This window comes from Blastococcus sp. SYSU DS0753 (assembly GCF_054051175.1).
In genome coordinates this window covers 1-21,820 of record NZ_JBJHAT010000030.1, presented here as the reverse complement: position 1 = coordinate 21,820, position 21,820 = coordinate 1, and the positions used below count along the sequence as shown (strand labels likewise).

Annotated in this window: 23 protein-coding genes; 7 read left to right on the top strand and 16 right to left on the bottom strand. The window is 74.1% G+C overall.

Translation table 11 applies throughout. The annotated features are described in order from the left end of the window. Positions 1 to 59: 59 nt before the first annotated feature. The 6 genes from manA to ACI799_RS18140 all read right to left on the bottom strand — a co-directional run bounded on the left by manA (position 60) and on the right by ACI799_RS18140 (position 5,617). Positions 60 to 1,235, bottom strand: coding sequence for a mannose-6-phosphate isomerase, class I (manA, locus tag ACI799_RS18165; RefSeq protein ID WP_456589936.1), 1,176 nt, complete (start codon positions 1,233 to 1,235; stop codon positions 60 to 62). 183 nt (positions 1,236 to 1,418) lie between these two features. Continuing rightward, positions 1,419 to 2,363, bottom strand: coding sequence for a DUF808 domain-containing protein (locus ACI799_RS18160; RefSeq protein ID WP_456589937.1), 945 nt, complete (start codon positions 2,361 to 2,363; stop codon positions 1,419 to 1,421). A gap of 75 nt (positions 2,364 to 2,438) precedes the next feature. After that, positions 2,439 to 3,584 (bottom strand): SIS domain-containing protein, encoded by a 1,146-nt coding sequence (locus ACI799_RS18155; RefSeq protein ID WP_456589938.1) that lies wholly within the window; start codon positions 3,582 to 3,584, stop codon positions 2,439 to 2,441. Continuing rightward, on the bottom strand, positions 3,581 to 3,793 hold the full coding sequence (locus ACI799_RS18150; RefSeq protein ID WP_456613626.1) for a Trm112 family protein: 213 nt from the start codon (positions 3,791 to 3,793) through the stop codon (positions 3,581 to 3,583). Before ACI799_RS18150 ends, ACI799_RS18155 begins: the two co-directional genes overlap by 4 nt. After that, positions 3,790 to 5,169: a phosphomannomutase/phosphoglucomutase gene (locus ACI799_RS18145; RefSeq protein ID WP_456613625.1), complete on the bottom strand. Its 1,380-nt coding sequence runs from the start codon at positions 5,167 to 5,169 to the stop codon at positions 3,790 to 3,792. Before ACI799_RS18145 ends, ACI799_RS18150 begins: the two co-directional genes overlap by 4 nt. 97 nt (positions 5,170 to 5,266) lie before the next feature. Continuing rightward, positions 5,267 to 5,617, bottom strand: a complete 351-nt coding sequence (locus tag ACI799_RS18140; protein ID WP_456589941.1) for a DUF3499 domain-containing protein — start codon at positions 5,615 to 5,617, stop codon at positions 5,267 to 5,269. Between the two features lie 220 nt (positions 5,618 to 5,837). Here ACI799_RS18140 and ACI799_RS18135 point away from each other — a divergent pair, with 220 nt between their 5' ends. Together ACI799_RS18135 and ACI799_RS18130 are read left to right on the top strand one after the other, a co-directional pair. Next, complete coding sequence (locus ACI799_RS18135; protein ID WP_456589942.1) at positions 5,838 to 6,305, top strand: metallopeptidase family protein; 468 nt, start codon at positions 5,838 to 5,840, stop codon at positions 6,303 to 6,305. 13 nt (positions 6,306 to 6,318) lie between these two features. Beyond that, positions 6,319 to 7,218, top strand: coding sequence for a hypothetical protein (locus ACI799_RS18130; RefSeq protein WP_456599942.1), 900 nt, complete (start codon positions 6,319 to 6,321; stop codon positions 7,216 to 7,218). A 3-nt stretch (positions 7,219 to 7,221) separates the two neighbouring features. Here the strand turns inward: ACI799_RS18130 and ACI799_RS18125 are convergent, their stop codons facing one another. Next, positions 7,222 to 8,034 carry a GNAT family N-acetyltransferase gene (locus ACI799_RS18125; RefSeq protein WP_456599943.1) on the bottom strand — a complete coding sequence of 271 codons (813 nt, stop codon included), beginning with the start codon at positions 8,032 to 8,034 and terminating at the stop codon, positions 7,222 to 7,224. A gap of 127 nt (positions 8,035 to 8,161) precedes the next feature. Then, positions 8,162 to 8,392 carry a WhiB family transcriptional regulator gene (locus ACI799_RS18120; protein WP_456589959.1) on the bottom strand — a complete coding sequence of 77 codons (231 nt, stop codon included), beginning with the start codon at positions 8,390 to 8,392 and terminating at the stop codon, positions 8,162 to 8,164. Between the two features lie 382 nt (positions 8,393 to 8,774). Here ACI799_RS18120 and cofD point away from each other — a divergent pair, with 382 nt between their 5' ends. From cofD to rfbA, 3 genes are read left to right on the top strand one after another with little or no spacing between them, the layout of a single operon-like run. After that, the gene (gene cofD, locus ACI799_RS18115) at positions 8,775 to 9,722 is read left to right on the top strand and encodes a 2-phospho-L-lactate transferase (protein ID WP_456613624.1); all 948 of its coding nucleotides are present in this window, start codon (positions 8,775 to 8,777) and stop codon (positions 9,720 to 9,722) included. Positions 9,723 to 9,780: 58 nt separating this feature from the next. Beyond that, complete coding sequence (locus tag ACI799_RS18110) at positions 9,781 to 10,833, top strand: coenzyme F420-0:L-glutamate ligase (protein WP_456613623.1); 1,053 nt, start codon at positions 9,781 to 9,783, stop codon at positions 10,831 to 10,833. Positions 10,834 to 10,862: 29 nt separating this feature from the next. Then, positions 10,863 to 11,729, top strand: a complete 867-nt coding sequence (rfbA, locus tag ACI799_RS18105; RefSeq protein WP_456589947.1) for a glucose-1-phosphate thymidylyltransferase RfbA — start codon at positions 10,863 to 10,865, stop codon at positions 11,727 to 11,729. Here rfbA and ACI799_RS18100 read toward each other — a convergent pair. The 4 genes from ACI799_RS18100 to ACI799_RS18085 all read right to left on the bottom strand — a co-directional run bounded on the left by ACI799_RS18100 (position 11,726) and on the right by ACI799_RS18085 (position 15,520). Next, on the bottom strand, positions 11,726 to 12,592 hold the full coding sequence (locus ACI799_RS18100) for a DNA-3-methyladenine glycosylase family protein (protein WP_456613622.1): 867 nt from the start codon (positions 12,590 to 12,592) through the stop codon (positions 11,726 to 11,728). The genes rfbA and ACI799_RS18100 overlap by 4 nt on opposite strands. Before the next feature lie 89 nt (positions 12,593 to 12,681). Continuing rightward, complete coding sequence (locus tag ACI799_RS18095; RefSeq protein WP_456589949.1) at positions 12,682 to 13,452, bottom strand: SDR family NAD(P)-dependent oxidoreductase; 771 nt, start codon at positions 13,450 to 13,452, stop codon at positions 12,682 to 12,684. Positions 13,453 to 13,473: 21 nt separating this feature from the next. Further along, complete coding sequence (locus tag ACI799_RS18090) at positions 13,474 to 14,574, bottom strand: mannose-1-phosphate guanylyltransferase (RefSeq protein WP_456589950.1); 1,101 nt, start codon at positions 14,572 to 14,574, stop codon at positions 13,474 to 13,476. 1 nt (position 14,575) lies between these two features. Next, positions 14,576 to 15,520 carry a glycosyltransferase gene (locus ACI799_RS18085; protein WP_456613621.1) on the bottom strand — a complete coding sequence of 315 codons (945 nt, stop codon included), beginning with the start codon at positions 15,518 to 15,520 and terminating at the stop codon, positions 14,576 to 14,578. 160 nt (positions 15,521 to 15,680) lie between these two features. Between ACI799_RS18085 and glf the strand changes: the two genes are divergently transcribed. After that, a complete protein-coding gene (gene glf, locus ACI799_RS18080) occupies positions 15,681 to 16,868 on the top strand; it encodes a UDP-galactopyranose mutase (RefSeq protein WP_456589952.1) in 1,188 nt (395 codons plus the stop codon). Between the two features lie 7 nt (positions 16,869 to 16,875). After that, complete coding sequence (locus ACI799_RS18075) at positions 16,876 to 18,825, top strand: glycosyltransferase (RefSeq protein ID WP_456589953.1); 1,950 nt, start codon at positions 16,876 to 16,878, stop codon at positions 18,823 to 18,825. On the opposite strand, the gene glfT1 is transcribed toward ACI799_RS18075, so the two are convergent. The 4 genes from glfT1 to ACI799_RS18055 all read right to left on the bottom strand — a co-directional run. Further along, positions 18,809 to 19,714: a galactofuranosyltransferase GlfT1 gene (gene glfT1, locus ACI799_RS18070; protein WP_456589954.1), complete on the bottom strand. Its 906-nt coding sequence runs from the start codon at positions 19,712 to 19,714 to the stop codon at positions 18,809 to 18,811. The two genes, ACI799_RS18075 and glfT1, sit on opposite strands and share 17 nt — an antisense overlap. Next, entirely contained in the window at positions 19,711 to 20,475 is a 765-nt protein-coding gene (gene wzt, locus ACI799_RS18065) for a galactan export ABC transporter ATP-binding subunit Wzt/RfbE (protein WP_456597069.1), read from the bottom strand. Before wzt ends, glfT1 begins: the two co-directional genes overlap by 4 nt. Positions 20,476 to 20,477: 2 nt before the next feature. Further along, positions 20,478 to 21,311 carry a galactan export ABC transporter permease subunit Wzm/RfbD gene (wzm, locus tag ACI799_RS18060; RefSeq protein ID WP_456589956.1) on the bottom strand — a complete coding sequence of 278 codons (834 nt, stop codon included), beginning with the start codon at positions 21,309 to 21,311 and terminating at the stop codon, positions 20,478 to 20,480. A gap of 100 nt (positions 21,312 to 21,411) precedes the next feature. Continuing rightward, positions 21,412 to 21,820, bottom strand: a 409-nt coding sequence (locus ACI799_RS18055; protein WP_456589957.1) for an LGFP repeat-containing protein, incomplete at its 5' end; no start/stop codon positions are given.

Below are 21,820 nucleotides of genomic sequence, written 5' to 3'. Positions count from 1 at the left end.
CCGACGCTAGGCCGCGGCTGCCGGACCCCGTCGGCGCAACGCCGGGGCCGGCCGGCGTCTCACGAGATGGCGGTGGTGGCCCGGTAGAGCACCGCCGGGCCGCGAGCGGCGACCGGCGCACCGGCGGGGACGAACGCCGCGCGGCCCTTCGCCAGGGTCAGCTCTCCGTCGACCGACGCCAGCACCGCGGTGCCGTCCGTGCACAGCAGGAGCTGCGGTCCGCGCGTGGTCAGCGTGCCCGCCTGCTCGTCGAGCTGGCAGCGGGTGAGGTCGAAGTCCTGCACCGGCACCGGGTAGCGCAGGCCGCCTGGCCCGAGCACCGGGTGGATCACCGGCACCCGCCCGTCGGAGAAGTCCAGGACCTCGATCAGCGCCGCGAGGTCGACGTGCTTGGCGGTCAGCCCGCCGCGCAGCACGTTGTCGGAGCTGGCCATCACCTCGACACCGGCACCCGACAGGTAGGCGTGCAGGTTGCCCGCGGGGAGGAACACCGCCTCTCCCGGGGCCAGCTTGAGGTGGTTGCACATCAGCGAGATGACGACGCCCGGGTCGCCGGGGTAGGTCTCGGCGAGGGTCGCCGCCCACCGGTAGGTGTTGATGAACTCCGGGTCGTGCGCCGCCACGAACCTGCCCGCCGCGGTGGCCACGGCGGCCACGAGCTCCGTCCGGCGCTCCCCGGGCAGCGCCAGCAGCTGCGGGATCGCCGCGCGCAGGCCGCCGCGCGCCAGGGCGGCGATGGTGGGCTTGAGCTCAGGCACCTGCAGCTTGGCCAGGCAGTGCAGCGACTCCTCCACCGGGCGGAACCCGCACAGCGCTTCGAACGTGGTGAGCGCGAGCAGCAGCTCGGGCTTGTGGAAGGGGTCCTTGAACGTCCGCGTCGGGTCGTCGTGCGGGATGCCGGCGGCCTCCTCGGCGGCGTAGCCGGCCTCGGCCTGCTCCGTCGTGGGGTGCGCCTGCAGCGACAGCGGGGTCTCGGCGGCGAGCACCTTCATCAGGAAGGGCAGCCGCGCCCCGAAGCGCTCCACCACCGGGGTGCCCAGCAGCTCGGCGGGCTCCTCGGCGATCGCCTTGTCCAGCGGGCGCCCGTCGGCCAGGACGCTGGGCTCGTCGGGGTGGGCCCCGATCCACAGCTCCGCGTGCGGCCGCTCCGCGGGCACGGGCTCACCGAGGAGCTCGGGGATCACGGTGCGGCTCCCCCACGGGTAGAACCGCACACCGTTGCTCAGCTGCCACATGGTCTGGGCAGATTACGGCCCGACCGCGTCCCTGGGAACGAACCTCACCCCCGCGGGGCGGGTCGCCCCCTGGTCACACCGCGGACGGCCCCGCGGCGCCCGGGGCGGGGACCTCCCGGGACGGTGGCCTTCTCCCCCGCCCCGGCGACCGGGGCACGGGTGCGGCGCCGCCGGCGCCGCGTCTCAGTGCGCCCCGGCCCCGGCCTTGCCCCGGTGCACCGTGAGGTTCATGACCAGGACCACCACGGCCCCCACGACCAGCCCGAGCAGCGCGCTGCCCAGCGTGTTGACCAGCCAGCCCACGACCCCGCCGAGAGCGCCGGTGGCGTCGTGCGCTGCCTCCTCCAGGTGGTGCACGAACTCGTAGAGCGGGTGGAAGCCCAACTCGTCGGTGCCCACCAGGATGATGTGCCCACCGACCCACAGCATGGCGACGGTGCCGACGACGGTGAGGGCGGACAGCAGCTTCGGCATGCCCTTCACCAGGCCGCGGCCGAACGCGGCGAGCCCCTTCGAGGTCCGCTGCGACAGGTTCAGCCCGACGTCGTCCATCTTCACGATGACGCCGACGACGCCGTACACCAGCACGGTGATGCCGAGCGCGACGACCACCAGGATGGCCGCCCGGGACAGGAAGCCCTCGCTCGCCACCTCGTTGAGGCTGATCACCATGATCTCGGCCGAGAGGATGAAGTCGGTGCGCACGGCCCCGGACACGATCGTGCTCTCGTCCGGGAGCGCGTCCTCCACCGTGGCGTGCGCCTCTGCGTGGCCGCTCACCCGGTGCCAGATCTTCTCCGCTCCCTCGTAGCAGAGGTAGGCACCACCGATCATCAGGATGGGGGTGAGCAGGAACGGCAGGAACTGGCTGAGCAGCAGGATCGCCGGCAGGATGATCAGGAGCTTGTTCCGGAGCGATCCGACGGCGATCTTCCGGATGATCGGCAGCTCGCGGTCGGCGTTCAGCCCGTGCACGTACTGCGGCGTGACGGCGGTGTCGTCGACGACGACGCCGGCCGCCTTGATGCTGGCCCGCCCGGCAGCCGCCCCGATGTCGTCGATCGAGGCCGCGGCCGCGCGCGCCAGCACCGCCACGTCGTCGAGCAGGGCTACGAGTCCACCCGCCAAGGGAGTTCCTTCCGATCGGTCAGCACCGGCGTGCTGTCGCCATGATGGTGGACCCGCCACGGGCCGCGCGCGCACTCAGCGAGGTCGGGCCCGCTCGGTGTCGAGGGCGAGCGCCAGGTAGACGGCGCTGAAGTCGGCGACGGCCAGCTGCCGGGCCAGGCGGGGCAGCCGAGCGAACCGCTCCGGCTCCCCGTGCTCGGCCAGGCCGCTGACCGGCACGCTGTGCGCCGCGGCGGTGCTCAGCACCTGCTGCATCGCCTCGGCCGCCGAGCGTGGCTCCCGCTCCCCCGCGCCGTCGTGCCCGCCGGCGTCGCTGTCGCGGATCGTCAGCAGCCGCAGCCGCCGGCCGCTGTCGGCGACGCGGTCCCGGAAGAAGTCGTCGGCCGCGTCCTGCGGCGCGAGCGGCCCGCCCAGGACGGCGCAGGCGGCAACCCGCTGGTCCGGCAGCCGGAAGTCGGCGACCGGGAGCCCCGCGAGCGTGGCCAGCTGGTCGGCGACGCGGGTCGCCGCCGCCCCGGCGAGCGGCCCTTCCGAGGCGATCACCGGGAGCGCGTCGAGCAGCTCCAGCGCCAGGCTCTTGGCCGGGTTGACGAACGACTCCCGCGCCGGGCCGCACTCCTCGGCCACCCGGTCCAGAGCCCCCGCCACCGCCTCGGTGTCGGCCACGCCGTCGGCCAGCAGCCTCAGGTCGGCCGCCAGGCGAAGCATCGGCGTGAGCAGCGACCAGAGGGTCGTGTGGCGGACGCGGCTCGCCGGCAGCGCGACGTAGGGCGCCCGGGCCGAGGAACACACGCCGCGCAGCGGCGCGTCCTCGGCGCCGATCCCGACCAGCGCGACCCCCCGGCGGGCGGCCTCGTAGGCCGGCGCGAGGGCGTACGCGCCCGCACCGGTGCGCGTGGCCACGACCGCGACGTCGCTGGGGCCGGTCCACACGGGCAGCGCGGGACCGGGGACGACGTCGACGGTGACCGGGCTGGCGGGGCCGAGGAGTGCCCGCAGCACCGACGCGGCCACGGCGCCCTCCCGCCGGGCGACGATGACGAGCCCGCGGGGCCGGCCGCCCTCGGTGACCCGGTCCAGCCCGGCCTCCTCGGTCAGCCGCGCGGTCTCCCGGACCTGCGCACCGGACCCGGCCACGGCCGGCAGCAGCCCGCGCGGATCCCGCGCGCGCAGCAGCTCGAGGTCGTCGAGGACCTCCTCGGCCAGCTCGGGCGAGGTCATGACGAGCGGTGCCGCGCCTCGTCGAGCAGCAGCACGGGGATGCCGTCACGGACCGGGAACGCCCGGTCGCAGGTGCCGCAGACCAGTTCACCGGCCGCCTCGTCGACGGCCAGCGGGGTGTGGTGGCTGTCCGGGCAGGCGAGGATGGCCAGCAGTTCCGGGTCCAGGCCGAGCGGGCCGCTCGGGCTGCCGCTCCGGGGTGTGGTCACTTCGACTCCTGTTCCGCGCGCACGGTGCGGAGCACCCGGTCGCGCACCTCGCTCATCCGCGCCTCGTCCGGCGCCTCCACGTTCAGCCGCAGCAGCGGCTCGGTGTTGCTGGCCCGCAGGTTGAACCACGCGCCGTCGGGCAGCTCGACGGTCAGGCCGTCGAGCTCGTCGACCGTCGCGCCCTCCTCCTTCTCGAAGACCTCCCGCACCGCCGCCATCCGCTCCCCCGCGTCGGCCACCGTGGAGTTGATCTCGCCGGAGGCGGCGTAGCGCGCGTAGGCGGCGGTCAGCTCCGACAGCGGCCGACCCTGCTCCCCCAGCGCGGCCAGGACGTGCATGGCCGCGAGCATGCCGGTGTCGGCCCGCCAGAAGTCGCGGAAGTAGTAGTGCGCGGAGTGCTCGCCACCGAAGACCGCGTCGGTGCGGGCCATCTCGGCCTTGATGAACGAGTGCCCCACGCGCGTGCGGACCGGCTGCCCGCCGTGCTCGCGCACGATCTCCGGCACGGCCCGGGAGGTGATCAGGTTGTGGATGATCGTCGTCCCGCGCCCCTTGGCCAGCTCGCGCACCGCGACCAGGGCGGTGATGGCCGAGGGGCTCACCGGCTCGCCCCGCTCGTCGATGACGAAGACCCGGTCGGCGTCGCCGTCGAACGCCAGGCCGATGTCGGCGCCGTGCTCGACGACGGCGCGCTGCAGGTCGACCAGGTTCGCCGGGTCCAGGGGGTTGGCCTCGTGGTTGGGGAACGACCCGTCCAGCTCGAAGTACAGCGGCACGATCTCCAGCGGCAGCCCGGCGAGGACCACCGGGACCGTGTGCCCGCCCATGCCGTTGCCCGCGTCGACCACGACGCGGAGCGGCCGGATCGTGGCGAGGTCGACCAGCGAGCGCAGGTGCGCGGCGTAGTCGGCGAGGACGTCGCGGGTGGTGACGGTGCCGACCCGTTCCGGCACGCGCTCGTAGGTGTCGCGCTCGGCCCACTCGCGGATGGTGACCAGCCCGGAGTCCTGCCCGATGGGGGCGGCCCCGGCACGGCACATCTTGATCCCGTTGTACTGCGCGGGGTTGTGGCTGGCGGTGAACATCGCCCCGGGCACGTCGAGCGATCCGGCGGCGAAGTACAGCAGGTCGGTGGAGCCCAGCCCGGCCTCGACGACGTCGACGCCGCGGCCGATGACGCCTTCGGCGAAGGCGCGGGAGAGCGGGACGGAGGTCTCGCGCATGTCGTGCGCGGTGACCACGGCGGTCGCACCGCTCTCGACGAGGACGAACTCGGCGAACGCCGCCCCGATCGCCCGCGCGACGTCCTCGTCCCACTGGTCGGGGACCACCCCGCGGACGTCGTAGGCCTTGATCAGGGCCGAGAGATCACGCACGCCGCGACACTATCGGCGCGCCCCGCCACGCGCTGGAACGGCCACCCTTCCGGGGCTCGCGCCGAGCTTGCGAGGCGTGGGGGGAAGGGTGGTCCTTCTAGGGGAGGTCGGGAAGCACCCGCAGGTGCCCGCGCCGGATGCCGCTGCCGTCGTCCGCGGGAGCGCGCGGCGGCTCGGGGCGGGCGGCCTCGCGGACGGCGTCGGCCAGGGCCAGCAGGTCGTCCCCCGTCGGCCCGGCGTCCTCGACGTCGATCTCGTGCCGCACGACCTCCCAGCCGCGCGGGACGGTCAGCCGCTCCGCGTGGAACTCGCACAGGTCGTAGCTGTGCGGCTCGGAGTACGTCGCCAAGGGGCCCACGACAGCGGTCGACTCCGCGTAGACGTAGGTCAGGGTCGCCGCTGCCGGTTGCGCGCAGCCGCTGCGCGAGCAGCGCCGTGACTGCCTCACCACCGGTTCCTCACGCACGGCACAGTAATCCCGCCCGGCGGTGCGCGACAGCAGGCACACCGGGAAACCGGCTGTGGCGCACCATCCTGCACGATGACCCCGTGGGCATCGTCACCGGTCGGGCGCGGGTTCGGGACCGGCGCGGCTCGACGTGGGAGAACGCCCGGCGAGCCGTCCCGGGGCCCGGCGTGTCGCGGGTCGCCGTACCCTTCGGGCAGTCATGAGCCATCCTCCGCGCCGCCGCGCCCGCTCCCGTCGCGACCGCCACGGTCGTGGCCTGCGCGGGCGCCTCGCCCCTGCCGAGGTGCCGCTGTCGCGCAGCCGGGCCGAGCTGTTCGACGACCTGGTCCTGGACGCCGTCGAGGACCTGGAACGCCGCTGGGAGCGCGAGCTGGCCGGGGTGGAGTTCGCCGTCGAGGACGTGCCCTGGGTCGAGCACACCGATCCCGACGAGGCGCTGCTGGACGCCGACGTCCTCGACGACGCGGGCGTCCCGCTGGCCCGGCTGCTGCCGGCCCGGCGGGAACAGGGCCAGGAGGTCCCGCCGCGGATCGTGGTCTACCGCCGGCCGCTGGAGCTGCGCGCGCACGACCGGGAGGACCTCGCCGACCTGGTGCGCGACGTGGTCGTCGACCAGGTCGCCACCCTGCTGGGCCGGGATCCCGAGGAGATCGACCCCACCCGCTGACATGCTGGACGGGATGGACGCCGCCGCCACCACCGCCTGGCTGGTCACCGGCGTGGTCCTGGGCGTCCTGGGCGTCCTGGCCGTGGCGGCCCTGGTCGCCGCCACGGCCGTCGTCCGGGCGCGCCGGTCCCGCGCGACCGGCGCACCGGATCCGGTCGACGACCTGGCCGACTTCCACGAGCACCCACCGGGCACCCGGCCGGAGCCGCCGTCCCCCGCCGGCTGGGCGACGCTGGCCCCGCCGTCGGTGGCGCCCGCTCTTCCCGGCGAGGACCACGGGCGGGGCCGCGCCGTCCTGGCCGCGCTCTGCGTCGTCGCCCTGGCGGTCGTCGGCACCGCCGCCGCGGTCGCGGCCGGCCGGCTCGCGGCGAGCGGTTCCGCCGGCGGGCCCGGGACCGACGACCGGGGGACGCCGGGTCCCGCGCCGACCTCGGACGCCGGGGCGCCCGACGCCCTCGTCGCCGACCTGGTCGCCGGCGGGCTCGTCCTGGAGCCGCGGGCGGTGGGCGTCACCGCGGCCTACCCCGAGGCGCGGCTCACCACCTCCGCCGGCACGGCCCGGCTGGAGCTGCGGCTGCCCACCTACAACTGCCTGGCCGCCGAGGCCCCGGCCGACCCGGTCGCCGCCGGGTGCACCGCCACGCCCGTCGAGCACGCCGTCGTCGAGGGTGAGGACCTGGTCGTCTCCCGCGACGGCGAGCGGTGGACCGTGCGCGGGCGCGCCCCGACGGTCCTCCGGCCGGGCGGCTCGGCCCCGGAGCCGACCGGCCGGGTCTACCCGCTGGAGCTCACCCTCGTGCCCCAGGGCGCACCGGCTGCCGACAGCGCCCGGGCCGCCACCGGGGAGCTGCGCCTCGGCACGGGCAGCGCCCCGCTCCTGCCCGAGCGCAGCCGGGTCCACCTCCCCGGCTGAGCCTCAACGGGGCCAGCGCCGCACCGGCACGGAGAGGGTGCTCACCGGTGCGCCCATCACCGTGCGGGGACCGCCGTCGCCGTCGATGCCCCACCACGGCCAGCGGTTCCCGCCGTCGACGAGGGTGAGCAGCCCGGCACGCGGCCGGTCGCCCTCGGCGACGACCGCCACCTCCAGGCGGCCGACGGCCGCGTGCAGCCGGGCCGCGGCCCGCAGGAACTCCCGCGCCCGCCGATCGGGCGCGGCGGCGAGGAACGCGGGGAGCCAGCGCTCGAGGTGCCGGTGGTCGTGCGTGCGCTCCACGGGCCCGGCCCGGTCGAGCGCGTCGACCAGCAGCGCGGTGCGGGCGTTGGCCAGGACGGCGGTGGGCAGCCGGGCAGCCAGCGCGCGGGCGGTGGGATCACCCAGGGGGAGCCCGGTCAGGTGCAGCGCCCAGGGTCCGCGCAGCGAGCCCAGGAGGCCGAGCACCCCTTCGGCGAGGTGCCCGGCGGCCTCGTCGTCACGGGCCAGCAGGCGCGCGGTGGGGCGGCCACCGGGCAGCGGCCGGGTCGCCTGGCCCAGCACGGTCACCTGGGTGAGCACCCCGCGCCGGCGCAGCTCCAGGAAGGCGGCGGCGCGCGGCGTGCCGTCGCTGTGCCCCGGGACGACGACGGCGGCGGGGCGGGTCGGCAGCGGGCGCGCGGCGCCGTGGTTGAGCACCGCGGTCAGCCACGGCGCGCGGGCGGTCAGCGGCGCAGCCAGCGCCTCCGCCAGCGGCTCCGCGGCCCGGACCTCGTGGACCACGTGCGCTCGACCGAGGGCGACGCGGGCGACCATGCCCGAACAGAACCACAGCCGCCGGCGAGGGGCGCCGGCGGCTGGGGTGAGAGTGCTGGATCGGCCCCTGCAGGGACCCGCCGCGAGCTCGCGAGCGGTGGGGAGCAGGGGGTCCTTCCGGGGGTCCTTAGACCGCTCGGCGGCGGAGCCGGCGTCGTTCGCGCTCGGAGAGGCCACCCCAGATGCCGAAGCGCTCGTCGTTGGCCAGCGCGTACTCGAGGCACTCGGCCTTGACCTCGCAGCCGGTGCAGATCTTCTTCGCCTCGCGGGTGGAGCCGCCCTTCTCGGGGAAGAACGCCTCGGGGTCGGTCTCGGCGCACAGCGCCTGCTCCTGCCAGGACTGGGTGTCCGGCTCCAGCCCGAAGCCGAGGAAGCCGACGAACGGCTGCCCCGTCCCCTGGCCCACGGCCTGGCCCGTGGCATGCCCGGTGACCGGCAGCCGGTCGGCCGACCGCTCCGACCCGTTGACGTAGTCGCTCAACCACGACACCTCTGCCATGACGGTGCGTCCCCTCTCGCTCTCGTCCCGGTGCGCGGCCGGCAGGACGTTCCCGGGCCGATCAGCACTCGTTGACACCGCCGGAATTACACGCGTGTCGTTGCCCAGGCGTCAACTTCGCCCGGTGTAAGCGACACGCCACACCAGCCCCATCCGTCACGGGGCCTTCGTCACATCTCGTGGTAGCCCTCGACACGCCCGGCGAACAGTCGACAAGTGCTCATCGGGCACCATGCGTTTCGTGCAGATCGTCGTGCTGGCAGGTGGGACCGGAGGGGCTCGATTTCTGCGCGGGGTCCGCGCCGCGGCCCCCGAGGCGGAGATCACGGCCGTGGTCAACACCGGGGACGACGTGACGCTGCACGGGCTGCGCATCTGCCCGGACCTGGACACGGTCGTCTACACCCTCGGCGGCGGCATCGACGAGGAGCGCGGCTGGGGCCGGGCCGGCGAGTCGTGGACGGTCAAGGAGGAACTCGCCGCCTACGGCGCCGACCCCGCCTGGTTCGGCCTCGGTGACCGCGATCTGGCCACGCACCTGATCCGCACCCGGATGCTCGACGCCGGCTACCCGCTCTCGCAGGTCACGGCGGCGCTCGCGGAGCGCTGGCGGCCCGGGGTGACCGTGCTGCCGATGAGCGACCAGCGGGTGGAGACCCACGTCGTCGTCACCGACCCCGAGGACGGCCGGTCGCGCGCGATCCACTTCCAGGAGTGGTGGGTGCGCCACGGGGCCGGGCTCGACCCCTCGGCCTTCGTCCAGGTGGGCGTGGACGGTGCCCGCCCCGCACCCGGCGTCGTGGAGGCGTTCGCCTCCGCCGACGCCGTCCTGCTCGCCCCCTCCAACCCCGTGGTCTCGATCGGCACGGTCCTCGGCGTGCCCGGGCTGCGCGACGCCCTGCGGGCCTCACCGGCCCGGATCGCCGGGGTCTCGCCGATCGTGGGCGGCGCGGTCGTGCGCGGCATGGCCGACCGCTGCCTGCCCGTGCTGGGCATCGAGGTGAGCGCCGAGGGGGTCGGCCGGCACTACGGCGCCCGCGCCGACGGCGGGCTGCTCGACGCCTGGCTGGTCGCCGAGGACGACCCCGCCGACGTGCCCGGCGTCGACGTCCGGCGGCTGCCGCTGCTCATGTCCACCCCCGAGGCCACCACGGCCCTGGCCCGCGCCGCGCTCGATGCCTGTGCCTGAAGAAGGACCCCGTCCTCCGCACGGGTCGCACGATCGCCGCGCGCCTCTGGACGGGGCCGTGCCATCCGGTGTCTCGATCCACCCGGTCGCCGGGCTGCCGGAGTTCGCCGCCGGTGACGACCTGGCCGCGGCCATCGCGCGCGCCGCGCCCTGGCTCGCCGACGGCGACGTCGTCGTGGTCACCTCCAAGGTGGTCTCGAAGGTGGAGGGCCGACTGGTCCGCCTGGAGCCCGGGACCGACCGGGAGGCCGCCCGCCAGCGGGCGATCGATGCGGAGACGGTGCGGGTGGTCGCCCGCCGCGGGCCGCTGAAGATCGTGCAGACCCGGCAGGGCTGGGTCGTCGCCGCCGCCGGCATCGACGCCTCGAACGTCTCCGCCGACGCGCTGGTCCTGCTGCCCGAGGACGCCGACGCCTCCGCCCGGCGGCTGCGGGCCCGGCTGCGGGAGCTGGCCGGGGTGGAGGTCGCGGTGGTGGTCAGCGACACCTTCGGCCGGACCTGGCGCGAGGGGCTCACCGACGTCGCGGTCGGGGCCGCCGGGATCGTCGCGCTCGAGGACCTCCGCGGGGCGTTGGACGCCCACGGCAACCGGCTGGAGACCACCCGGGTCGCCGTCGTCGACGAGCTCGCCTCCGCCGCGGACCTGGTGAAGGGCAAGCTGGCCGGCGTTCCGGTCGCGGTCGTCCGCGGGCTGCCGGCGCGACGGCCGGCCGACGACGCCGACGAGGGCACGCGGCCGCTGGTGCGGCTGCCCGGCGAGGACCTCTTCCCCTACGGGTCGCGCGACGTGGTGGCGTCCCGCTCCCCCGCGACCGACCTCGCGCCCCGGCCCGGCGAGCTCGACGCCGTCGCAGAGGCGTTCCGCGTCGCGGCCGCCGCCCTCCCGGAGTTCCCGGTCGTGCTGCGCCACGGCGGCGACGGCGACGGCGTCGTCGACCTCCACCTCTCCGACACCGTCACCCTCACCACCGCGCTGAACCTCGGCGCCGTGATCGGCGCCGCGCTCGTGCAGCTGCACGCCATGGGCTGGTCGACGCGGTGGGAGCCGGTCGGCTCCCCCGGAGGAACCTCACTCGTCGGGAGGCTGTGGCTGGGCGGTCCGGCGCTGTAGAGCCGGAGCGCTCGGTACGGTTCGTCCCCATGCGCGGGATCATCCTGGCCGGTGGCACGGGGAGCCGTCTGTTCCCCATCACCCAGGCGGTGAGCAAGCAGCTCATGCCGGTCTACGACAAGCCGATGATCTACTACCCGCTCTCCACGCTGATGATGGCGGGGATCCGCGAGGTGCTGGTCATCACGACCCCGGCGGACCAGGCGGCGTTCCGCGCCCTCCTCGGTGACGGCAGCCGGCTGGGCATGCGGATCGAGTACGCGGCCCAGCCGCGACCCGAGGGCCTGGCCCAGGCGTTCCTCATCGGGGCGGAGTTCCTGGGCGGCGAGGCCGCTGCCCTGGTCCTCGGCGACAACATCTTCTACGGCGCCGGCCTGGGCACCGCGCTGTCCCGGCTACCCGTGCCCGCCGGCGGGCACGTGTTCGCCTACCACGTGGCCAATCCGCGGGACTACGGCGTCGTGGAGTTCGACGACGCCGGCCGGGTGCTCTCGATCGAGGAGAAGCCGGTGCGCCCGAAGAGCGCCTACGCCGTCCCCGGGCTGTACTTCTACGCCGGGGACGTCGTCGAGGTGGCCCGCGGCATCACCCCGAGCGCGCGGGGCGAGCTGGAGATCACCGCGGTCAACGAGCACTACCTGCGGGAGGGCCGGCTGACCGTCACCGCGCTGGACCGCGGCACCGCCTGGCTGGACACCGGCACCTTCGCCTCGCTGCGCCAGGCGACCGAGTTCGTCTCCGTGGTCGAGGAGCGCCAGGGCCTGAAGATCGGCTGCATCGAGGAGGTGGCCTGGCGCAACGGCTGGCTGGACGACGAGGGGCTGCGCGCCATCGCCGAGCCGCTGGGCAAGAGCGGCTACGGCGCCTACCTGCTCGGCCTGCTCGCCGAGCGCTAACGGCGCCGGTTGTCCACCGGGGCGAACCGGGGCCCGCGCCGCGGCCGCCGGGGGCCGCCGGCCAGCAGCAGGCGCACCACCCGCTGCCGGTGCCCCCGCCACGGCTCCAGCAGCTCGAGCATGCCCTCGTCGTCGGTGTTCCGGCGGCCGGTGAGCGCGTAGCCCACCAGGTTCTTCAGGTGGTAGTCACCCACGCTGACGGCGTCCGGGTCACCGTGGACCCGCTGCGCCACCTCGGCCGCCGTCCAGATGCCGATGCCGGGGATCGAGCGCAGGCGCTGCTGCAGACCGCCGGAGTCCCCGGCCCGCTCGGGCTCCAGGGCGGCGGCCACCGTCGCGGCGGCGCGCAGCGCCCGGCGGCGCGCACCGTCGAGCCCGCAGCGGTGCCACTCCCAGTCGGTCACCTCGAGCACGCGCTGCGCCGAGGGCACCACGCGCATCCCCTCGGGTGCGGGGCCGGGCGCGGGCTCGCCCGCCAGCCGGAGCAGCTCCCGCCACACCCGGTGGGCCTCGACGACGGTCACCTTCTGCTCGAGCACCGCCGGCACGAGCGCGTCCCAGGTGCGACCGGTCCGGCCCAGCCGCAGCCACGGCGTCGTGCGGTGCAGCTCGGCCACCGTCGGGTGGTCGCCGGGGCGGAACTGCTCGGGGCGGTCGGCGGCGCCCAGCCACTCGGGCACGGCGACCCCCGCGCACTCCGCACCGGGGCCCCACGCGCTGATGGCCACCCCCGCGGCCGTGCGGACCAGCCGCACCGTGGCCGCGCCCGCCGGGGTCGACGTCGTGCGCCAGAACCCGGAGTCGGCCAGCCGCAGCGCGGGGTCGCCCGGCCCGCGGCGGTGCGGAGCCAGGGTCCGGCCCACGTCGAGGGGCCAGTCCGGCGTCCACACCGCCGCGTAGGCGGGGGCGTCAAGGGCGGTGCTCAGCAGGTGCTCCGGGGGGGGGGGGAAGGTCAGCGGGGTGCCATGCGCAGCGCGCCGTCCATCCGGACGACCTCGCCGTTGAGGTAGCCGTTCTCGACGATCGCGAGCGCCAGCTCGGCGAAGTCGGCCGGGCGGCCGAGCCGCTTGGGGAAAGGTATGCCCGCCGAGAGGGCGGCCCGCGCCTCCTCGGGGAGCGAGCCCAGCAAGGGCGTGTCCACCAGCCCGGGGGCGATGGTGCAGACGCGGACGCCCACGCTGGACAGGTCGCGGGCCGCGGGCAGGGTCATGCCGACGACACCGCCCTTCGACGCCGAGTACGCCAGCTGGCCGATCTGGCCGTCGAAGGCGGCGATGGAGGCGGTGTTGACGACGACGCCGCGCTCGCCCTCCTCCCCCGGCTCGGTCTGCGACATCGCCGCCGCGGCCAGGCGCAGGACGTTGAACGTGCCGACCAGGTTGACGGCCAGCACCTTCTGGAACCCGCCGAGCTCGTGCGGCTCGCCGTTGCGGCCCACCGTGCGCTGGGCCAGCCCGATGCCGGCGCAGCTGACCGCGATCCGCAGCGGGCGGTCCTTGCCGGTGGCCTCGGCGACCGCGGCCTGCACCGAGGCCTCGTCGGTCACGTCTGTGCGGACGAACGTGGTGTGCCCGCCCAGCTCGGCGGCGAGCGCCTGCCCGCGCTCCTCGTTCAGGTCCATGATGGTGACCGCGGCCCCACGGGCGGCCAGCGCCCGGGTGGTGGCCTCCCCGAGCCCGGAGGCGCCCCCGCTGACCACTGCTGCGACGTCGAAGTTCTTCATGCCCCGCAGCCAATCACGAGCTCAGGCGAAACGGCCGCCGTGGCTCTCCTGCACCGCGGCGAGCAGCTGCTTCACCCGCTCGGCGTCGGCGACCGGGCAGACCATGGTGACGTCGGCGGTGTGCACCACGACGCTGTCCCGCACGCCCACGAGGGCGACCAGGTGCCGCGGGTCGTCGCTGAACACGATGTTCCCCGCCCCGTCGAGCACGACGGCGAGGCCGCGGACGGCGTTGCCCGCGCCGTCGTGGTCCAGCGTGTGCGCCAGCGCCGGCCACGAGCCGACGTCCAGCCAGGCCACGTCCAGGTCGACCACGAGCACCCGTCCGGGCTCGGCGGCGGCCGGCTCGAGGACGGCGTAGTCGACGCTGATCTTCGGCAGGGTCGGGAAGACGTCGGCCAGCACCGCGTCCCGGCCCGGCCCGGCGGGCGCCGCGACGATCCGGGCGAGCCCCTCCGCCGACGCGGGGAGGTGGTCGGCCAGGGCGTCGAGCACCGTGCGGGCGCGCCAGACGAACATGCCCGAGTTCCACAGGTACTGCCCGGACGCCAGGTACTGCTCGGCGGTGGCGCGGTCGGGCTTCTCCCGGAACGACGCCGCCTCGGCCACGCCCGGCTGCCCGGTGGGCGCGCCACGCTGCACGTAGCCGAACCCGGTGGCCGGCGCGGTGGGCCGGATGCCGAGGGTGACCAGCGACCGGGGGCGGGTGGCGAGGGCGTCGTAGGCGGTGCGCAGCGCGTCGGCGAAGCGCTCCACCGGCCGGATCACGTGGTCGGCGCTGACGACGGCGAGCTCGGCGTCCGGGTCGACGTCCGCGACCAGCGCCGCCGTCAGCCCGACGGCGTTCGCGGTGTCGCGGGCGACCGGCTCGAGCACCAGCCGGTCGGCCCGCAGCTCCGGCAGCGCGGCCCGGACCTGCCCGGCGTAACGGGCCGCGGTGCACACCCAGATGCGCTCCGCGGGCAGCACCGCGCGCAGCCGGTCCCAGGCCTCCGCCAGCAGGCTCCGCGGCGCACCGTCCGGGCCGGCGACGACGTCGAGCAGCTGCTTGGGCCGGCCTTCCCGCGACAACGGCCACAGCCGCGTGCCCGAGCCGCCGGCCATGATCACCGCGTGGCGCACGTCAGCCCCCCTCGGCGCCGGTGCGCCGCGGGTCGGGCACGGCTGCCAGGTCGCGGGCCCGGCGCTGGAACCGGGCGCCGGCCGCGACGCGCCCGCTGGCGTAGGAGACCAGCATCCGGCCGCCGAGACCGGCGCGGAGGGCGGCGCGCAGCGGGGCGTGCCGCCGGCGTGGGTACTGCCCGGAGAGGTACCGCAGCGCGCTGGTGTGGTGCACCCGCTGCATCCGGTGCGGCTCCCGCCGGGTCGCGTGCCCGCCCTCGTGCTCGACGACGGCCGTGGGCACGTAGACGTGCAGCCACCCGGCGCGGGTGAGCCGCTCCGCGAGGTCGACGTCCTCGAAGTACATGAAGTAGCCGGGGTCGAACCCGCCCACCGACCAGAACGCCTCGAGGTCGACGAGCAGGCAGGAGCCGCTGAGCCAGCCGGCGGGCCGCTCCCGGGGGGCTTCGCGCTCGCGCCGGTAGCGGGCGGTCCACGGGTTGCCCGGCCAGGCCCAGCCCAGCAGGGCGTGCCCCGCGCCGGTGGACAGCCGCGGCAGGTCGCGGGCCGAGGGGTACAGCTCACCCGCCGGCGTCATGATCGCCGGCCCGAGCGTGGCCGCCCGCGGCCAGCGGTCGGCCGCGGCGAGCAGTTCGTCCACCGACCCGGGCGAGAAGCGCAGGTCGGGGTTGGCGATCAGCGCCCGTCCGCTGCGGGCGTCGGCGAGCCCGGCGTTCGCCGCTGCCCCGTAGCCGATGTTCCCGCCGGTGCGCAGCACGCGTACGTGCGGGTACCGGGCCGCGGCGCGCTCCGGTGCCCCGTCGGTCGAGCCGTTGTCGGCCAGCACCACCTCGACCGGCCGTGTGGTGGCACCCGCCAGCGACGCCACGAAGTCCTCGAGCGCCGCGCCCGGCGAGTAGGTGACGGCGACGACGCGCAGGGGCGACGAGTCGGAGGCAGACGACACGGAGGACCACCCTAGGCACTGACCGCGGGCGAGCGCGGATGCGCGCCGCGGAGCGGTCTCCGGGGTGCGTGTGGTCAGTGTGACGGAACGGGTCGCTACGGCCGGGAAACCGCCGCTCCGTGGTCGTGCCCCTCCGGACCGACAGGTACCGTCGAGACCCGTGACCACCACAGGACCTGACCTCGTCGTCGTCGGCTCCGGCTTCTTCGGCCTCACCGTCGCAGAGCGGGTGGCCAGCCAGCTCGACAAGCGAGTGCTGGTCATCGACCGCCGCGACCACATCGGCGGCAACGCCTACTCCGCGCCCGAGCCGGAGACCGGCATCGAGGTGCACGTCTACGGCGCCCACCTGTTCCACACGTCCAACGAGCGGGTCTGGCAGTACGTCAACCGGTTCACCGAGTTCACGAACTACCAGCACAAGGTCTACTCGATCTACCAGGGCCAGACCTACTCCCTCCCGATGAACCTGGCCACCATCTGCCAGTACTTCGGCAAGAGCTTCTCCCCCTCCGAGGCGCGGGCCCTCGTGGCGGAGCAGGCCGGCGAGTTCGACACCGGCGAGGCGAAGAACCTCGAGGAGAAGGCGATCTCGCTGATCGGCCGCCCGCTGTACGAGGCGTTCATCCGCGGCTACACGAAGAAGCAGTGGCAGACCGACCCGACCGAGCTGCCCGCCGCCGTCATCGCCCGTCTGCCGGTGCGGTACACCTTCGACAACCGGTACTTCAACGACGCGTACGAGGGCCTGCCCAAGGACGGGTACACGGCCTGGCTCCAGCGGATGGCCGACCACCCGAACATCGAGGTGCGGCTGAACACCGACTACTTCGACGTCCGCGACGAGCTGCCCCGTGACGTCCCCACCGTGTTCACCGGGCCGATCGACAAGTACTTCGACTACGAGGCCGGGGAACTGGGCTGGCGGACGCTGGACTTCGAGACCGAGGTCCTCCCGATCGGCGACTTCCAGGGCACCTCCGTCATGAACTACGCCGACGAGGACGTCCCCTTCACCCGGATCCACGAGTTCCGCCACTTCCACCCCGAGCGGGACTACCCCACGGACAAGACCGTGGTCGTGCGGGAGTTCTCACGGTTCGCGCAGACCGGCGACGAGCCCTACTACCCGATCAACACCCCCGAGGACCGCGCCAAGCTGGAGCGCTACCGCGAGCTCGCGGCCAAGGAGGCCGCCGAGAAGCGCGTTCTCTTCGGCGGTCGGCTGGGCACCTACAAGTACCTGGACATGCACATGGCCATCGGGTCGGCGCTGACCATGTTCGACAACCGCATCCGCCCCTTCTTCGACCAGGGCGGCGCCCTCGACGGCCGCCTGGAGGACTGAGCACCACATGACGACAACACATCAGACGGTGTCCCCGGAGCGGGTCAGCGAACCGACCGCCGCGGATCTGGCCGAGGGCAAGGCCGTCACGCTCCTCCAGCGCGTCATCATGCCGCGCCCGGGTGACCCGCTGAAGGTCCGCAGCCTCTACGTCGACGAGGAGCGGAACAAGCGGGTCAAGTCCACCACCCGCTCGGACGCGACCGTGGCCGCGGGCAGCGAGGTCTCCTTCGCGACCTACTTCAACGCCTTCCCGGCGAGCTACTGGCGCCGCTGGACGGTCCTGGAGCAGGTCATCCTGCGCATGCGGCTCTCCGGCCCCGGCCGCGTCGACGTCTACCGCTCCAAGGCCGACGGCAGCATCATCCACGTCACCGGCACGACGACCACGGGCGAGGACCGGGCGCTCGAGTTCGAGCTGGAGCTCACCCCGTTCGAAGACGGCGGCTGGTACTGGTTCGACGTCACCGCCGACGACGCGCCGGTGACGGTGCACGAGGCCGACTGGTCCGCCGCGCGCGAGCCGGCCCACGAGACGCGCCTGTCGATCGGCATCTGCACCTTCAACCGGCCCGACGACTGTGTCTCCGCGCTCGCCGCGCTCGCCGGCGACCCCGTCGTCGACGGGCTGATCTCGCGCGTCATCGTCGCCGACCAGGGCACCAAGAAGGTCCGCGACGCGGGCGGCTTCGCCGACGCGGCCGCCGCCCTGGGCGACCGGCTGCTGCTGGTCGAGCAGCCCAACCTCGGCGGCAGCGGCGGGTTCTCCCGCACCATGCACGAGGCGCTGACCTCCACGGACGCGACGCACCACATCCTGCTCGACGACGACGTGCAGCTCGAACCCGACAGCATCGCGCGGATGTTCGCCTTCGCCCGCTTCACCAAGAAGCCGATGCTGGTGGGCGGCCAGATGCTGGCCCTGCAGGACCGCTCGGTGCTGCACACCATGGGCGAGGTCGTCGCGCCGGACAAGTTCTTCTGGCGTGCGGCACCCAACACCGAGTACGCCCACGACTTCGCCAGGCGGAGCCTGCGGTCGACTCCCGCCCTGCACCGGCGGATCGACGTGGACTACACCGGGTGGTGGATGTGCCTGATCCCGCGCCAGGTCATGCAGGAGCTGGGCTTCGCTCTGCCGGTCTTCATCAAGTGGGACGACGCCGAGTACGGCATCCGCGCCGGAGAGCACGGCTACCCGACCGCGACGCTGCCGGGCGCGGCGGTGTGGCACCTGTCCTGGAGCGACAAGGACGACACCGCGGGGTGGCAGGCCTACTTCCACACCCGGAACCGGCTGGTCGCCGCGGCGCTGCACAGCCAGTACAAGCGGGGTGGCACGCTGCTGCGGGACACCTTCAAGTTCGACCTGAAGTTCCTGATCATGCTGCAGTACGCCACCGCGGCGCTGCACCACCGGGCGTACGACGACTTCCTCGCCGGCCCCGACCGGCTCTTCCCGCTGCTGCCCACGGCCCTGCCGACGGCGCTGCGGCACCAGGGCGACTACCCCGACGGCCAGGTCATCGGCTCCTCGTCCGACCTGCCCCTGCCCTCGATGAGCCCGACGAAGGCCGAGCGGTTCATGAAGCCGCCGACGACGCCGACGACCATCACCCGCACCCTGGCCGCGGCGCTCGCCCACAACCTGCGCAGGCCGAAGCCGGACGCCGCCGAGCGCCCGCAGATGAACATCTCGGCGCAGGACGCCCGCTGGTTCCTGCTCGCCCGGCTCGACAGCGCGACGGTCGGGACCGCGGACGGTCGCGGGGTCACCTTCCGCCGCCGGGAGCCGGGGACGTTCTGGCAGATGCTGCGGCACTCGATCCGGGTGCACGTCAAGCTCTACCGCGAGTTCCCCCGGCTGTCCAAGCAGTACCGGGCGCACATGGAGCAGCTGACCAGCCAGCAGAGCTGGTCGAAGGCGTTCGACGGGGAGTTCACGCCGGGCGCGTGAGCTCCTCCCGCCGGCCGGCCCGGGTGAGGCGGCGCCATTCGCGCCACCCACCCGGGTCGCGGCGCGACACCAGGAAGAACCAGCCGAAGCGCACGGTCTCCAGCGGGCGCAGCCAGCGCATCCCCGGCTGAGCCATCAGGTACCCGCGGTTGCGGTAGGTGAAGTACCGCTTGACCTCGTTGCCCGGGTACTGCGCGGAGAGCTTCCCGCGCAGGATGGGGACGAACTCCGTCGTTCCCTCGGGGTGCAGGTAGGCCGCGGCGGTGCAGGTGCCGAACGGCAGCCCCGAGCGGAGCAGGCGACGGTGGATCTCCGTCTCGTCGCCGCGGAAGAACAGCCGGTAGTCGGGCACGCCCACCACGTCCAGCGCCTCGGCCCGGAACAGCGCGCCGTTGAAGAGCGAGGCGTAGCGGGGCAGCACCTCGATGCCGTCGAAGTCGCTGCGGCGGCGTCGCCACCGCAGCCCCCGGCGCAGCGGGAACGCCAGCCTCTCCGGGTCGGCGAGGTCGGTCACCAACGGCGACACCTCGGCCAGCCCGTGCTCGTGAGCCGTGGTCATCAGCGTGTCCAGCACGGTGCCGTCCGCCGGGCGGCCGTCGTCGTCGGCGCACCACACCCAGTCGGCCCCCAGCGCCAGGGCGTGCAGCATGCCGAGCGCGAAGCCGCCGGCCCCGCCCAGGTTGCGCTCGCTGGGCAGGTAGGTCGCCGGCAGCCCGCTGGCGCGCACGACCTCCGCCACGGCCCGGTCGGGCCCGTTGTCGACGACCACGACGTGGTCGACCGGCCGGCGCTGGCCCGCCAGCGCGGCCAGGCTCTCGGCCAGCAGCTCGGGCCGGTGCCGCGTGACGACGACGGCGACGACCTTCTCCGTCCCGGACCCGGCCGTCATGCCCGCTGCCCCTTGTAGGCCCGCAGGACGTCGTCCAGCTGCCCCTGCTGCTTGATCTGGCCGTGCTCCATCCAGATCGCGGTGTCGCAGAGCTCGCGGAGGAACTCGTCGGAGTGCGAGGCGAAGACCAGCAGACCGGAACGCTCCACCAGCTGCACCAGCCGCTGCTTGCTCTTCTCCAGGAAGGCCGCGTCCACCGCACCGATGCCCTCGTCGAGCAGCAGGATCTCCGGGTCGATGCTCGTGACGACCCCGAGAGCCAGGCGCACCCGCATACCAGTGGAGTACGTGCGCAGCGGCATGCGGAGGAAGTCGCCGAGCTCGGTGAAGTCGGCGATGTCGTCGACCCGGGCCTCCATCTGCTTGCGCGTCATGCCCAGGAAGAGGCCGCGGACCATGATGTTCTCGAGCCCGGAGATCTCCGGGTCCATGCCTACCCCGAGGTCGAAGACCGGCGCCACGCGCCCCCGGACCTCGGCGACACCGCGGGTCGGTTCGTAGATGCCCGACAGCAGTCGCAGCAGGGTGGACTTGCCGGCCCCGTTGTGGCCGACGAGCCCGACGCGGGCGCCGTGCTCGAGGGTGACGGTGATGTCGCGGAGGGCCTCGATGACGGGCACCTTGGCGGCGCTGTCGATGTGCCCGCCGACCACGCCCATGACGGTGTTCTTCAGCGACCGGCTCTTCGCGTCGAAGATCGGGAAGTCGACGCAGGCGTCCTTCGTGACGATGCTGACCGGGCCGGGTTTGATCTGGGACACGCTCACACCCAATAGGAGACGCGGGACCGGTAGCGGCGCAGCACGAACATCGTCAGCGCCCAGCCGACCACGGTGATGGCGAGGACGACCAGCCAGTACCGCAGCTGCTGGTCCTGACCGAGCAGCGGACGGCGGACGATCTCGAGAAAGTGCAGGAAGGGGTTGAACTCGGCCAGCCTGGCCCGCTCGGCGATGGCGGGGTTGGGGCTGTTGATCAGCTCGTCGTAGATCCAGACGATCGGCGTGAGGAAGAACATCAGCTGGACGATGCTCTGGGTGATCGGCAGGATGTCGCGGAACCGCGCCGTGACGACGCCGACGGCGAGGGCGACCCAGGCGCCGTTGAGGGCGAGCAGCACGAAGGCCGGCACGACGGCGAGCACCGTCCAGTGCAGCGGCTGCGGGAAGAACAGCAGCATGATCAGGTAGACGATCAGGTTGTGGGCGAGGAAGAGCGTCTGCCGCCAGATCAGCCGGTACACGTGGGTGGACAGCGGTGCCGGGAGGTGCTTGATCAGGCCCTCGTTGGCGATGAACACCTCCGACCCCTCGGTGATGCAGCCGCTGATGAAGCCCCACACGATGAAGCCCACGAGCACGTGCGGCAGCAACCGCTCCAGCGGGATGTCGAACAGCCCCGAGTAGAGGATCCCGAGCGCGACGGCCGTGACGGCCATGCTGATGGTGATCCAGACCGGCCCGAGGACCGAGCGCCGGTAGCGCTGCCGGATGTCCTGCCAACCGAGGTAGCCCCACAGCGGCCGCTGCTCCCACCCGCGCCGGAGATCGGCAACGGCGGCAGACAGAGTCCGCCCGGTCGGTTGTGCCACTGTCACGAGCAGTCACGGTACCTGCGCACCGGAGCGGAACGGCGTCGGCTCGCGAGGCCGACGGGACCTGTTCGTCACACCCGTCCCGCCGGCCCCGCGCCTGTCGCTACGGCGCCGTGAGCACCCCGTTCTGGAACTCGGCCCGCTGCTGCGCCCCCACGACGACGGTGTCGGAGATCGGGTACCCCAGCGGCCCGGTCGTGCCGCCCTGCGCGAGGTAGGCGGCGTTCAGCTCGGTCCTCAGCACCCGCGCCTGGGTGGTTGCGGACCAGTAGATGGTGCCGCCCTGGAAAGAAGTCTGGTAGCCCTGACCGCCCGGCGCGGGGGCGTCGCTGGTCGTCGGGAAGCCCAGGTAGCCACCCGTTCCGCCCGCCTGCTTCCAGGTATACAGGATCGCGCCCCGCACCACCTGCGCACCGGTCTGCGCCGACCAGTGGATCTCCCCACCCTGGAACGGCGTCATGTAGCCACGCCGATCCGCCGTCGGCTGATCGTCCCCGGTCGGGTACCCCAGC